Below are 13,028 nucleotides of genomic sequence, written 5' to 3' on the forward strand. Positions count from 1 at the left end.
GAGGCGCAGCATCAGGGACAAGGACCCGGGAGCCCTATCCTTGTCCCCGGCAAGGTCACGGATCAGCCCACACCCGGGCACCACGAAACCGGCCACCACACCCGGCCCCCGTAGCTCAGTGGATAGAGCAGGCGCCTTCTAAGCGCTTGGCCGCAGGTTCGAGTCCTGCCGGGGGCGCTCCGCCGCTGACTGTGTTGTCGCAGGTGGGTAGGGCCGTAGGGCCGTAGGGCCTTTGTCGGCGCTTGGCGTTTCTCGGCGCCGCGGGTCGGAGCGAGTCCGAGCCGGGGCGAGTCCGAGCCGGAGCGGGTGCGTCGGGACCGGCAATCGTCACGCTCGGTTTCCCCGTCGTCACCCGAGCTTGTCGACCGCCTGGTAGTAGGTCCAGGCCGTCGCGTTGCACGACGCCTTCTTCACGCTGCTGTAGGCCGCGCAGACACGCTGGAGATCCGCGTAGAACGCGCTGTCGATGTGCGACTTGTTGGCGTCGAAGGCGCCGGCCGCCTTGTAGTTGCGGTAGCCGAAGTCGTGGCGTGCGCAGGAATTGGCGAAGGGGAACCCGAACGGGTTGTCGGGGGAGCTCGAGCAGTAGTCGGTGGACCAGTCGAAGCCGTACGCGCTCCATGTGCTCTGGTTGGCCCGGGCCGCGAAGAAGGCGCTGTAGCTGGTCGCGCTGGTCTGGGTCCAGCTGCTGAGGACCGTGGCTTTGTCGGCGGGCGCGGCCTGCGCCGACACGGCGGGCAGCAGGGCGACGGTCACGGCGAGGGCGGCGGTGGTCAGCGGGGCGGCGATGCGACGGCGCATGGGCTCTTCCTCCGTGGGCGCGGACTGCCGCGGTGGGATTCACCGGGCAGCGCTCAGCGTTCGCCACGGGGCTATGCCGGACGCATGCCGCATCTACATCCGGGAGGGGCCCAACTCCGTTGGAGGGGCTGAAGTTCTGTGGGTGGGCCGAGTGGCCAGGGGCCTCACGGGGCAATGGCCGGGCGGGGAGAGGGAACAGGAGTCAGGGGCCAGGGGCGGGGGGAGAACCCCCGGCGTCACGCGCGCAGGTAGGCCAGGACCGCCAGTACCCTGCGATGGGTCGCGGCCGCCGGAGGCAGGTCCAGCTTGGTGAGGATGCCGCCGATGTGTTTGCCCACGGCCGCCTCGGACACCACCAGTTCGCGGGCGATCGCGCCGTTCGACTTGCCCTCCGCGATCAGGGCCAGGACCTCCCGCTCACGCGGGGTGAGCCGCTCCAGCGGATCGCGGCGCCGGCGCAGCAGTTGGCGTACGACTTCGGGATCGACGACCGTACCGCCGTCCGCGACCTCGCACAGGGCGTCCACGAACTCCTCGACCTGCCCCACCCGGTCCTTCAGCAGATAGCCGACGCCCGATCCGTCACCGGAGTCCAGCAGTTCCGCGGCGTACGTCCGCTGCACGTACTGGCTGAGCACCAGGACGGGCAGCGTGGGCCGCCGCTCGCGCAGCCGCACCGCCGCGTGCAACCCCTCGTCCTGGAACGCCGGAGGCATGCGTACGTCCGTCACGACGATGTCGGGTCCGTGTTCCTCGACCGCGGCGACCAGGGCCGTGGCGTCACCGACGGCCGCGACCACCTCGTGCCCGCAGCGGCCGAGCAGACCGATCAGCCCTTCCCGCAGCAGCACGCTGTCCTCGGCCAGAACTACACGGAGGGATCGGTCCGTTCGCAAGGAAACTCCACACGCAACAGGGTTGGTCCGCCCGGCGGGCTGGACAGGGAGAGTCTGCCATCGAGCACCGACACCCGGTCCGCGAGTCCGGTCAGCCCGCTGCCGGTCCCGGCGTCCGCCCCGCCCCGGCCGTCGTCGCGCACCCGCAGGAACAGGCGCCCGTCCCGGTGTTCCCCGCTCACCTCCGCGCGGCTCGCCCCGCTGTGCCTGGCGACGTTGGCGAGGGCTTCGCAGACCACGAAGTACGCGGCGGCCTCGATCGCCTGCGGCAGCCGACCGGGCAGCTCCAGGTCGACGTCCACGGGAACCGCGGAGCGGTCCGCGGCGTCGGCGACCGCCGCCTGGAGGCCGTAGTCCGCGAGGACCTTGGGGTGGATGCCGTGAATGAGTTCGCGCAGCTCCGCGAGTACTTTGCCCGCCTCCGCATGGGCCTTGGCCAGTTGATCGGAGAGTGGCCCGGGCGGCGCGTCCAGACGGGCCAGGCCGAGCGTCATCGTCAGCGCCACCAGCCGCTGCTGCGCCCCGTCGTGCAGATCGCGCTCGATACGCCGCCGCTCCGCCTCGAAGGCGTCCACCAGACGGACCCGCGAACGCGTCAGTTCCACGACCTTCGCGCCCAGATCACCCTCGCGCGGTGCGATCAGAACACGCGTCAGTTCCGCTCGGGCGCCGGCCGCGACCCCTAGGACATAGGCGCCCAGGGCAAGGAGGAGGAGCCCGAGCGCGGCGATACCGAGGGCCGTCGGCCAGGCGGTGACCGTCCACTGCTTGAGCACCTTGGCCTCCCGCCCGTCGCCGACCGTGGCCATCAGCAGCGGGGTCGCGACCAGGGACAGCGGACAGAGCAGGGCGACCGTGATCGCAAGGGCGTCGACGGGCCACAGCAGCCCCGCGAAGAGCAGGGCGTACCCGAGCTCCCGCCACGTCGCCCGTTCCCTCAGCCGCGTCGTCAGCCAGGGCCACAGGCCCTTTGCCGCGGGCGCCCGGTACCGGTCGGGGGCCGGGTCCCGGTCGATCAGGCGCAGCCTGCGCCGCTCCACCCTGGCCACCGGGATTCCGGTCAGGGCCACGACGGCGAGCAGCGGAAGCCCCACCAGGACGAGCGTGAGGATGCCGCCGACGACCGCCGTGGTCACGATCACGACGAGGGCGACAACGCCGGTCAGCGCGCCGGTGAGCAGATATCCGACCGAACGCCACGGCCACGACGACAGCAGGAAGCCGGACCTGGGCATGGCCTGCCAGACATTCCGGGGGTGCGGGGGCCGGGAGTACCGGGGCCGAGGGTCCATGGGCGTCACCGTAGAAGGGCCGCCCCGGCCGGTGCCATCCGTCCAGGGGGCGGATGCGGGGTAGGCCTGGCCCTACCCCGAGTCTCGCTTCTGCCGCACTGCGCCGTGGTGCCTCGACCGGGTTTCGTGGAGCCGGTGAGGAGACCACGAGGAGACGGACGAGACGGCGGAGAAAAGTGGGCAATGTGGGCAATGTGGGCAATGGAAGCGATGTTGGCGATGTTGGTATTCGGATCAATCAGATCAATCAGATCAATCGGCGTAATAGGTGTGATCTCCGGTGACGGCGACGTCGCCCGCACGGCCGGGCTGAAAGCCGTGCCGTGCTGAACGTCGCCCTGCGCACCTTGCGCACCCGCTGGGTCACCTTCGTCGGCAGCTTCGTCGCGCTCTCCCTGGGCGTCGCACTGATCGCGGTGATGGGCCTGGCCCTCGCCTCGTCGCTGGACGCGCCCCACGCGAGACCGGAGCGGTTCGCTGCCGCGCCGGTCGTGGTCAGGGGAGCGGACACCCTGCGGGTTCCCACCTCGGTCGGCGACCGGGTGCGGAAGCTCGCCCATCCGCGTGCCGTGCCCGCCGGGGCGGTGGCGAGGCTGAAGGAGCTCGGCACCGTCGTGGAGGACCGGTCGTTCGCCGTACGGGCGTGGGGTGGGCCCGGTGACCTGGTGGGCCACCCCTGGTCCATCGCTGCCTTCGCCCCGTACGAGATCGACGCGGGACGCGCGCCCCGCGCGCCCGACGAGGTCGTCGTCAGCGGCGACTGGGCCAAGCCGGGCGAGCGCGTACGGACCGATCGCGGCACCGTGCGGGTCGTTGGCTCCGTACGGGTCGTTGGCTCCGTGTGGGTCGCCGGCAGCGTACCGGGCACGGGAACCGTACGAGGCACAGGAACCGTAGGGAGCACGGGAACCGTCGCCGGGCGCGGCTTCGAGAACGCGGTCTTCTACGCCGACGAGCGCGCCGCCGAACTGTCGCCGAGCAGTGTCCAACTCGTCGTGGACGCCGACGCGGCAGCCGTGCGCGAGGCGGTGCGCGGCAGCGCGGGTGTCCAGGTCCTCACCGGTGACGCGCGCCGCCGAGCCGACGCCGATCCGGACCGGGACAGCGAGGCCCTCACCGCGCTGAACGCGATGTTCGGCACGGCGGGCGGTGTCACCGCCTTCGTCTCGGTCTTCGTAGTGGCGTCCACCTTCGCGTTCGCGGTCGCCCAGCGGCGCCGGGAGTTCGGACTGCTGCGCACGGCCGGGGCGACCCCGGGGCAACTCCGCCGGATGGTCGTCGCCGAGGCCCTCGTCGTGGGTGTGCTCGCCTCCGCCACCGGCTGCGTGCTCGGTGCGTACGGTGCGCCACGGCTGGCCGAGCTGGTGGTCGACGGAGGTCTCGCGCCGAGTTGGTTCACCATCGGCGACCACACCTGGCCGTACCATCTGGCGTTCTGGACGGGACTGCTCGTCGCGCTGTGCGGCGTCGTGGCCGCCTCCTGGCGGGCGGGCCGCACGGGACCCCTGCAGGCGCTGCGCGAGGCATCGGTGGACTCCCGGACGATGACCCGGGGCCGCCTGCTGTTCGGGCTGGCGCTGCTGGTGGTCGCCGCTGTGACGCTGGGAGCGGCCCTGGCCACCGACCCGGGCGACCTGCTGCACCGGAAGACCTATGTGAGCCGGCCGATGCTGCTGATCACCGCGGTCGCCCTGCTCGCGCCGGTCGTGGTGCGCCCGCTGACCCGGCTGATCGGCTGGCTCCCGGCCCAGTTGCCCGGCGCCGGCGGAGTGCTGGTGCGGGAGAACGCCGCCGCCGCGGTCCGGCGCACCGCCGCGATCGCGGCACCCGTCCTGGTCACGGTCGCGCTGGCCGGGTCACTGCTGGGCGCCACCGCGACGCTGAACCAGGCGAAGGCCACCGAGACGCGCGAGCGTACGGCCGCCGACTTCGTCGTCACCCCGGCGAGCGGCGCGGGCTTCGACGCGGCGACGCTGCGCAAGCTGAACGAAGTGCCCGGCGCCGATGTGTCCGCGACCTCCTCCAGTGCCGTCTACGTCCTGGAGGACGGCGTGGCGCTGGTCGAGTCCGAGGCGCGCGCCGCGGAGCCCGGCCCGCTCGCCGCCACCACCCGGCTGCCGGTCGTCGCCGGCAAGGTGAGCGACCTCGACGACGACTCGATCATCGTCAACGAGGAGTGGCAGCACCACACCGTGGGGCAGCGGGTACGGGTGTGGCTCGGCGACGGCACCGAGAAATCGCTGCGCATCGCCGCGGTGATGACCACCGGCACCGGCAACAACGGCGTGTACGTCACCCCGCGCAACGCCCCGGGCGCGATGGTCGACCGGGTCGACGTCGCCCTCGTGGGCGGTGCCGATGTGGGGGCGGGGGCGGGGGCGGGGGCGGGGGCAGGGGCGGGGGTCGTGGCCGCGGCACTGCGTGCGGCCGTGCACACCTCGGGCGGGCGGGTCTTCACCAAGGACCAGTGGGTACGGGCCGGTTACCCCGAGACGAACCGGACGACCCGGCTCGGCCTCCTGCTGGTCCTGGGCATCGCCCTGCTCTACACCGGCATCTCCCTGGTCAACACGATGGTCATGGCGACCTCCGACCGGGTGCGCGATCTGGCCGTGCTGCGTCTGGCCGGAGCCACCCGCCGGCAGGCACTCCGGCTGGTCGGCGCGGAGGCGCTGCTGGTGGTCACGGTCGGCGGAATACTGGGGCTCCTGGTCACCGTCCTCAATCTGCTGGGGATGTGGAGCGCCCTGGGCCTGCTGTCGGTGCGGACGGCGATCGAGATTCCGTGGACGGCCGTCGGCGCGGCCGTGGGCGCCTGCGCGGTGCTCGCCGTGGTCTCGTCCGTGGCGTCCGCCGCGGTCGCCCTGCGGCGCTAGCCGGACGTCCGCGCGGTGGCAGTGGTTCCGGCGGTGCCGGTGGCGGCGTCGGTCGTGGCGGCGATGGTTTCGAGTGAGCCGATGAGCAGGTCCCACAGACGTTCGGTGTGCAACTTCGTGGCGACGGAGGTGTTCGCCGGTCCGGAGCGCCCGCGGAAGTCGGTGACCGTCATCCCGTAGGTCGCCGTACCCCGCAGCTCGACCTCGACATGGGCCGGGGTGACCTCCATCAGGCTCGGGTCGATGGCCCGGCCGACCGCGCAGGCGTCGTGGATGGTGGCCATCGCGCCGTGGACCTTGCCGACGTTGACGTTGTAGTGGTTGAGGAGGTCGACGACGAACCGGGACACGGGGGTGCCCAACGCCTCGATACGGGCCAGCAGTTCAGGGGTGGCGGCGGCCTGCGCGGTCAGGTCGAGGCCGACCATGGTCACGGGCCAGTCCGCCGAGAAGACGATGGAGGCCGCCTCGGGATCGGCGTGGATGTTGAACTCGGCCGCCGGGGTGATGTTGCCACGGGTGTACGACCCGCCCATGAGGACGACCTCCGCGACCAACTCGGCGATACGGGGCTCCCGGCGCAGCGCGAGCGCGATGTTGGTCAGGGGTGCGGTGGGGACGAGGGTGATCTCACCGGGGTGGGCCAGCACCGTCTCGATGATCACGTCGACGGCGTGTCGGGGGTCGGTTTCCATGGCGGGAGTGATGAAGGCGGGGCCGTCCATGCCGGTGTCCCCGTGGATCTCGGCGGCGAGGGTCTGATCGCGGACGAGGGGGCCGCCGGCGCCCGCCGCGACGGGTACGTCGTGCAGACCCGCCAGGGTGCAGACCTGCCGGGCGTTGAGGGTGACCTTCTCGATCGTCTGGTTGCCCGCGACGGTGGTGACGGCGACGATCTCGACATCGGGGTTCCCCGCGGCGAGCAGGATCGCGATGGCGTCGTCGAGGCCGGGGTCGCAGTCGATGAGGATCTTCTTGGGCATGGGCGTCCCTTTGACGTAGGGCGGCTTGTGGACCGGATCGCTGGGGCCATGATGCGGCAGCCCCGCCGTCATCGGACTCGGTATCCGTCATCCGTCATCCGCTGCCCGGGCGGACGGCTCCTGCCGCATGCCGCGGATGTGCATGTACATGCTCCAGCAGATGTGCATGGCAGATGTGCATGGCGGATGTGCATGTACGTACTTGTCCGGGAGGCCGGGCTCCCGCCAGGCGCCCGGCCTCCTGGATCTCCTCTTCGGTTGTCCCGCGGTGGAGGCGGCCCGACACGGATCCGGCTCACCTCAGCGGGTGCGAGGTCCTTCCCGACGCCTCGTCGATCTCGTCGTGCGCCTTGGTCAGCAGCTTCATCGCCAGTTCGTTGAGCGCCCTCGCGCCCGCGACCTCCTCGCCGACTCTCGGCTGATTCGAGTCGGAGGGGTGCCGACTGGCGTACCCGTGGGCGCGGACCTCGTTCCCGTCGGGGAGCCGAAGGAGGGCGGCGGCGCGGGTGCGGTGGTTGTCCTCCTCGAATTCGATCTCGACGTGCCAGCCGACGGCGGTCCGTGCCTCCGGCTGAGCCTGCTGCGCGTGTGTCGTCTGTGTCATTGCGATCACCTCCGGGGCGGGCCCCGGCCCCTGGTGCGGGGCCTCGGCCCCTAGTACCAGAGTGTGCTCCTTCGCCCCGCTCCGCACGGCCTGGCGGCGACGGGGACAAGGAGTGACGGCACGGCTACGAGACGCCCGGGGCAAGGCCCGTTTCCGGCACCGGATCAGGGCCGTTTTCGTCCGGGGGGCGGCCGGACGGCAAGGTGGGGTGTCACTTGCCGAACGAGGGCATGAAACAGCCCCTCAGCAGTGGCCGAGCGCGGCCGGGGCTTGCGCATGGTCAGCGTGATCGCACACCCGGCCGTCGTCCACGACAGCCGCGGCGGCTGCACGGTCACCGCGGAACTCTTCACGAACGCACACCACCAAGGGGTCGAACTCCCGGCCTACGCGCGCGATTTCAAATCCCACACTTCCAACTGAACAGATGCAAGGGCACGTCAAGGTGCGGTACTGGCGATAACACGAAACGGCGAACCTACCTGCACTCGCCAAGGGCCGTCATATCCGGCATGTCAGAGTCTCGGAGCAGCGAAAGCCTCCCGATGCGAGGGCTCTATGACAGAACCGGCGCCGCCGTCCACCAGTACTGACACCCCTGACGTCGAGGAACCTCCCAACCCGGAGCCTCGAGTACGCCAGCGGAGGCGATTTGATCCAACCGTCGTGGTCGCCCTGGTCACTGCCGCCGCGAGCATTGCCGTGGCGGCCATCACCGTGGCCGGAAACAGCGGTGACGGGAAAGACGACTCCAAGCCCGTTCCAAAGGATGGTTCCGCCGGCGTCAAGGCAGTCAGTGCAGACCCCTACGCGCAAGGGTGCGGATCGGACAGCGAACTCGTCGGCGAGTCCGCCACCAAACCTGGCGCCGGGACCGTACAGGTATTCCAGTCGAACGGCGTCAAGGCAGTCAGTGCAGACCCCTACGCGCAAGGGTGCGGATCGGACAGCGAACTCGTCGGCGAGTCCGCCACCAAACCTGGCGCCGGGACCGTACAGGTATTCCAGTCGAAGGCATGCCAAACGAAGTGGGTTGTCCTCATGAAAGGGGATGCCTCTGTGTCCTTCTACATGGCTCGCAAGGGACAGAACGACAACCAGCACCGCAAGTGGGGGACTGTTGACGGCACGATCAGTGGCAAAACGGTTGGGAAGGACATGTCCGGGGGCTCATCGAACCTGATCAACGCCTTTCACACGCCGATGCTCTCCGCGGACTTCCCGGTCATGGCCTGTGTTGAGGTCAAGGGCGGTAAGCACCCTGCGTGCACGAATTATGTGTGACCCCTGAGTAGCAGGCACGGGGCCGCTGACATCGGAGGCTGCGGCGCGTCTTGAGCCAATGCCGCTAAGTTAGGCGGCTCGTGTCGTCCGCCTGACGATGGGGCAGGGGGGCAGCCGTCTCGCTAGGGTGCGGTTCGTGGCGCGAGTTGGGCAGGTCAGTGGGGACGAGCCGTCGGGCGGGCGGCTGACGGACCACATCGAGTTGGGTGTGCTCGCCCGTACGTTTCCCCGGGATCTGCTGGAGGAGGTCCTGGACGTCACGGGTCGGCGGGAGAGGCGGGTGCGGCGGCTTCCCGCTCATGTGATGATCCGTTACGTGATCGCGCAGGGCTTGTTCTTCGGGAGCGGGTCGGAGGAGGTCATGCGCCAACTGGTCGGTTCCCTGCGGCATCTGGGCTCGTGGAGTGACGACTGGCAGGTGCCCAGCACTTCGGCGATCGCGCAGGCCAGGGCCCGGCTGGGGGCCGAACCGCTGCGGGAGTTGTTCCGACGCGCGGCGGTCCCGGCGGCCGGACACGGCACCAAGGGCGCGTGGCTGGCCGGCCTGCGGCTGATGTCGATCGACGGAACCGGCCTGGACGCGGCCGACACCGAGGCCAACGTGGCCGCGTTCGGACGGATGAACTCCGGGCCCAAGGCGTCGGCCTTTCCCAAGGTGCACCTGGTCACCCTGTCCGAGTGCGGTACCCACGCTGTGGTCGCGGCGGAAATCGGCGGCTGCCGGACCGGGGAGCGTACGCTGGCGGCCGGTGTGCTGGACGCTTTGGAGCCGGACATGCTGCTGCTGGCCGACGCCGGTTTCTACAGCTGGCAGCTGTGGCACGACGCCGCCGCCACCGGCGCTGCCCTGGTGTGGAGGATCGGCGCCGGTGTGAGTCTGCCCGTCGTTCGTGCCCTGCCCGACGGCTCCTACCTGGGCCTGCTCTTCGACCCGTCGGTCAAGACCGCGCGCCGCCAGGCACTCCTGACCGCCGCCCGGGCCGGGCAGGAGGTGCCCGGGGAACAGGCGCAGCTGGTGCGGGCCGTGGAGTTCACCGTGCCCGACCGAAATCCCGACGGGGAACTGGTCTGCCTGATCACCACCGTCCTGGACCCCGCCCGGATCAGCGCCACCGAGCTGGCCACCGCGTATGCCCAGCGGTGGGAGCACGAGTCGGCGCTGGACGAGATCAAGACGCATCTGCGTGGTGGCGGCCAGATCCTGCGCAGCAAGTCTCCCGACATGGTCGAGCAGGAGATCTACGGACTGCTCCTGGCGCACTACGCGGTCAGGGACCTGATGTGCCAGGCCGCGGACGAAGCAGGCCACGACCCCGACCGGCTGTCATTCGCCCGCTCCGTCCGCGTCGTCCGCCGCCAGGTCACCGACCAGGCGGCCTTTCCCCCCTGAACACCTGCCCACGGCAACCGCCCACACCCTCGCCGAGATCACCGAGCGGCCCAACCCCCGGCGTCGCCACCGCACCTACCCCCGCGTCATCAAACGCGCCCGCCACAACTCCTACCGCGTGAAACGCCCCACCGACGTAGCCCTCAAACACACCGGACCACCCACACCGCAACTCATCCGAGCCACCTAACTTAGCGGCATTGCGTCTTGAGCGACCGGAACCCCCCACCGCCAGCTCCATGTCCGCGTAATACCGCTGCTCGATCACACTTCACTCCGCCTCCTCCTGTCTCCTTCACTTCGCCTCCTCCTGTCTCCGCCCCGGCCGGCCGCGCCCGGCGGCGCGCTGGCGAGCTGCGGGCATGAAGTGGGGGACGCCCTCTGTAGTCGTTACGCCGACCTCGTTCCTCCGCCTGCGGCAATACGGACTGGCGACCGGGTGGAGCCGTCGGAGGCTGGATTGCAGAGCCTGTCAGTGGCGCCTAGCGTGATGTCGGGGACTCCAGGGACTCCAGAGGCTCTCGGGTGTGGTGCGTGCGGCGGACTCGGCAGGGCATGTGCCCGGGGTTCAGCCCATCGAGGTGATCAATGATGGCTGACAGCACACAGACGCTCGTCAAGAATCTCGCCGACACCTTCAGGCATCCGATCCGTTCGCCGATCCTCCACCAACCCGGCTCGCTCACATGATCATGCTGGGCGAGTCGGTTCGGTAAAGGCCTGGAGGGGACCCGACGCCGATGACACTTTGCGCACGGGCCTGCTCCATCGAGAAGGAAAGGTCCGGAGCCTGGTCGCCGACGAGGATGTCGCCACCGGCATTGTTCCTGTCCAGAACGCCCGCCGAGTTCGTCGGGCGCTGAGAGACGAGAGGCCACTCATGCCGCAATCCATGCGCGCGCTCGTAGCCGGAAAGGTTGGCGAGCCGGCCGATGTCCTGCGGCTGGAATCCCGGCCTGTTCCGACGCCGGAAGCCGGTCAGGCGTTGATCCGTGTGAAGGCGACTCCGATTCACGCCAGTGATCTGCACGTGCTGCGTGGCCGCTACGGTTTCTCCCCCGAGTTTCCCACGGTCGGGGGTCACATGGAATGCGTGGGCCGTATTGAGGCCCTGGGCCCGGATACCGAGGGACTGAAGATCGGCGAGCGCGTGGTGGCCGTTGCTGTTCCGGCGGTACCCGGGCCGCATGTGGCCGGTACTTGGCAGGAATACCTTGTTGCCGATACGCAAAGGCTCCTGCCGGTCCCCGATCATCTGAGCCCGGATCCACCGGCTTGATTCCCGGTTGATCGTTTCGGGGTCGCGCAGGCCGTGTCGGGGCTGAGTTGCGGATTCGGGCATGGGGTGGCCGCTGGTCTACCCAGCTCTTCCACTTTTTCCACAGGTCTCGGGCCCTTTCGGGCAGGTCGGTCAGGGAGTCAGAGGACGGGTGGTGCATGCACCGTGCTGAACAGCTGGGCGAAGTCCTCGCCCCAGGGCCAGCGTTCGGGCAGGTGCAGGGTGAGGCGGCGGGCGGATCGGGCCAGACGGGCGGGCACGTTGATCAGGTGGTCACGGATGGTGGCGGTGGTCGCCCTGGCATGGAATGTTCCGGCCAGGGCGCCGGCGGCGCGGGTCAGATTGTGTGCCAGGGCCGCCAGGGCGAGCCACGCGGCATTGGCCTGGAAATGCCCGGACGGCGCGTGGGCGAAGGCGCTGTTCTTGACATCGGCGATCACCTGCTCGACGACAGCGTGCCGACGGTGATCACGCTCGGCATCCCTCAAGGCGAGCGGGGAGTCGGTGAACGCGGCGTGGTAGCGCCAGGTGTTGAACAGGGTGCCCTGCCCGACGGGGACGGCGTCAGGGTTCAGGCGCTTGACGCGGCGCACGATCAGACGGGCGGTGACCTGCTGCTTCTTCGGCTTGGAAGTGAACGCGGTGTAGGGGACCTCGGCTATCTCTGCGTCGGAGATCCAGCACTGGCCCTCCTCGTCCCAGACAGCCTTGGGGTACTTGATCGGCGTCCAGGCGGTCTCGTCGATGTGGGCGATGGCGGCCTTGACGGAGGCGTTCATCCGCACGGTGACGGAGAAGCGGGCACCCAGAGCGCGGCAGGCGTTGATGACGTCGGCGCCGTAGAACGCGGAGTCCGCCCGCAGTACCAGCAGGCCGCTCGCGCCGCAGGCACGGGCGGTGCGGATGGTCTCGGCCACGAACGCTGCCGCCCCGCGCGCTGAGTTCGAGGGCCCTTTACGCAGCCTGGTGGCGGCGATCACGGGGGCGGACAGGGGTGTGGAGACGATGCCGAGCAACGCGTTCAGGCCCTTGACCTTGCTGTATCCGTAGCCTGCACCCTGTTTGGCGTAGCCGTAGGTGCGGCGGATGGTGTCGTCGATGTCCACGTAGGCGACCTGGTCCGCGCCGGTCAGCAACGGGGTGTGACGGGCCAGTTCGGGCAGGAACCGGCGGGCCACGGCATGCAGTTGCTTCACATGCCCGTGCGTGAAGGAGCGCAGGAACGACCCCAGCGTGGACGGGGCCCGCACCCCGGAGAACAGGCGGCCCATCGCGCCATGCCGCAGCCGGTCCATGTCCTCGATGCTGTCGGCGCCCGCGGCCATGCCGCCCACCAGCGACATCAGCTTCGCGGCGGGGAAGGCGCCGGTGCCGTCCTTCGAGACCGGCAGCCTGATGTGCTCCCCGGCCAACGCCGGCAGACCGCACCGCTCGGCCAGCCGCACCACCGGCTCCAGCCCGCCGTACGCGACCAGGTTCGGATCATCGAACGTGGAAGAGACCGCCGCCGCGGCATGGGAGGATTGCATCTCGGAAGTGCCTTGCCGATCGTGCCTGATGTGGTCCTAGAGAAACCCCATCATCGCAGGTCACAAGGCACTTCTTCGTTTCCGGAGAAACTAT

11 protein-coding genes and 1 tRNA gene are annotated in these 13,028 nt (G+C 69.9%); 6 read left to right on the plus strand and 6 right to left on the minus strand.

Annotated features, from left to right (window positions below; translation table 11 throughout):
* Positions 1–104 precede the first annotated feature (104 nt).
* A tRNA-Arg gene (locus tag RV986_RS34055) sits at positions 105–177 on the plus strand.
* Between the two features lie 171 nt (positions 178–348).
* On the opposite strand, the gene RV986_RS34060 is transcribed toward RV986_RS34055, so the two are convergent.
* The 3 genes from RV986_RS34060 to RV986_RS34070 form a co-directional block, all read right to left on the minus strand.
* Positions 349–801: a phospholipase gene (locus RV986_RS34060; RefSeq protein WP_475921045.1), complete on the minus strand. Its 453-nt coding sequence runs from the start codon at positions 799–801 to the stop codon at positions 349–351.
* Positions 802–1,037: 236 nt separating this feature from the next.
* Positions 1,038–1,697 carry a response regulator transcription factor gene (locus RV986_RS34065; RefSeq protein WP_475921046.1) on the minus strand — a complete coding sequence of 220 codons (660 nt, stop codon included), beginning with the start codon at positions 1,695–1,697 and terminating at the stop codon, positions 1,038–1,040.
* Complete coding sequence (locus tag RV986_RS34070) at positions 1,670–2,932, minus strand: sensor histidine kinase (RefSeq protein ID WP_475924533.1); 1,263 nt, start codon at positions 2,930–2,932, stop codon at positions 1,670–1,672. The genes RV986_RS34065 and RV986_RS34070 overlap by 28 nt, the downstream gene beginning before the upstream one ends.
* Before the next feature lie 380 nt (positions 2,933–3,312).
* On the opposite strand from RV986_RS34070, the gene RV986_RS34075 reads away from it, so the two are divergent.
* Positions 3,313–5,865 carry an ABC transporter permease gene (locus tag RV986_RS34075; protein WP_475921047.1) on the plus strand — a complete coding sequence of 851 codons (2,553 nt, stop codon included), beginning with the start codon at positions 3,313–3,315 and terminating at the stop codon, positions 5,863–5,865.
* Here RV986_RS34075 and RV986_RS34080 read toward each other — a convergent pair.
* Both RV986_RS34080 and RV986_RS34085 read right to left on the minus strand, forming a co-directional pair.
* Positions 5,862–6,848 carry a nucleoside hydrolase gene (locus tag RV986_RS34080; protein ID WP_475921048.1) on the minus strand — a complete coding sequence of 329 codons (987 nt, stop codon included), beginning with the start codon at positions 6,846–6,848 and terminating at the stop codon, positions 5,862–5,864. The genes RV986_RS34075 and RV986_RS34080 overlap by 4 nt on opposite strands.
* 295 nt (positions 6,849–7,143) lie before the next feature.
* Positions 7,144–7,452, minus strand: coding sequence for a DUF1876 domain-containing protein (locus tag RV986_RS34085; RefSeq protein WP_475921049.1), 309 nt, complete (start codon positions 7,450–7,452; stop codon positions 7,144–7,146).
* A 249-nt stretch (positions 7,453–7,701) separates the two neighbouring features.
* Here RV986_RS34085 and RV986_RS34090 point away from each other — a divergent pair, with 249 nt between their 5' ends.
* From RV986_RS34090 to RV986_RS34105, 4 genes are all read left to right on the plus strand, one after another.
* Complete coding sequence (locus RV986_RS34090) at positions 7,702–7,875, plus strand: hypothetical protein (RefSeq protein WP_475924743.1); 174 nt, start codon at positions 7,702–7,704, stop codon at positions 7,873–7,875.
* A 243-nt stretch (positions 7,876–8,118) separates the two neighbouring features.
* Positions 8,119–8,736: a hypothetical protein gene (locus RV986_RS34095; RefSeq protein ID WP_475921050.1), complete on the plus strand. Its 618-nt coding sequence runs from the start codon at positions 8,119–8,121 to the stop codon at positions 8,734–8,736.
* A 136-nt stretch (positions 8,737–8,872) separates the two neighbouring features.
* Complete coding sequence (locus RV986_RS34100; protein ID WP_475918579.1) at positions 8,873–10,126, plus strand: IS4 family transposase; 1,254 nt, start codon at positions 8,873–8,875, stop codon at positions 10,124–10,126.
* Positions 10,127–11,018: 892 nt separating this feature from the next.
* Positions 11,019–11,405 carry an alcohol dehydrogenase catalytic domain-containing protein gene (locus RV986_RS34105; protein WP_475921051.1) on the plus strand — a complete coding sequence of 129 codons (387 nt, stop codon included), beginning with the start codon at positions 11,019–11,021 and terminating at the stop codon, positions 11,403–11,405.
* A 140-nt stretch (positions 11,406–11,545) separates the two neighbouring features.
* Here RV986_RS34105 and RV986_RS34110 read toward each other — a convergent pair whose 3' ends face one another.
* Positions 11,546–12,934, minus strand: coding sequence for an IS1380 family transposase (locus RV986_RS34110; RefSeq protein ID WP_475916098.1), 1,389 nt, complete (start codon positions 12,932–12,934; stop codon positions 11,546–11,548).
* Between the last annotated feature and the right edge of the window lie 94 nt (positions 12,935–13,028).

Source organism: Streptomyces sp. RLA012 (genome assembly GCF_056270325.1).

Bases quoted from the DNA above. Each gene is read 5' to 3' on its own strand.
- RV986_RS34105 (WP_475921051.1), top strand. From the start codon at position 11,019: ATGCGCGCGCTCGTAGCCGGAAAGGTTGGCGAGCCGGCCGATGTCCTG.
- RV986_RS34110 (WP_475916098.1), bottom strand. From the start codon at position 12,934: ATGCAATCCTCCCATGCCGCGGCGGCGGTCTCTTCCACGTTCGATGAT.
- RV986_RS34060 (WP_475921045.1), bottom strand. From the start codon at position 801: ATGCGCCGTCGCATCGCCGCCCCGCTGACCACCGCCGCCCTCGCCGTG.
- RV986_RS34085 (WP_475921049.1), bottom strand. From the start codon at position 7,452: ATGACACAGACGACACACGCGCAGCAGGCTCAGCCGGAGGCACGGACC.
- RV986_RS34070 (WP_475924533.1), bottom strand. From the start codon at position 2,932: ATGCCCAGGTCCGGCTTCCTGCTGTCGTCGTGGCCGTGGCGTTCGGTC.
- RV986_RS34080 (WP_475921048.1), bottom strand. From the start codon at position 6,848: ATGCCCAAGAAGATCCTCATCGACTGCGACCCCGGCCTCGACGACGCC.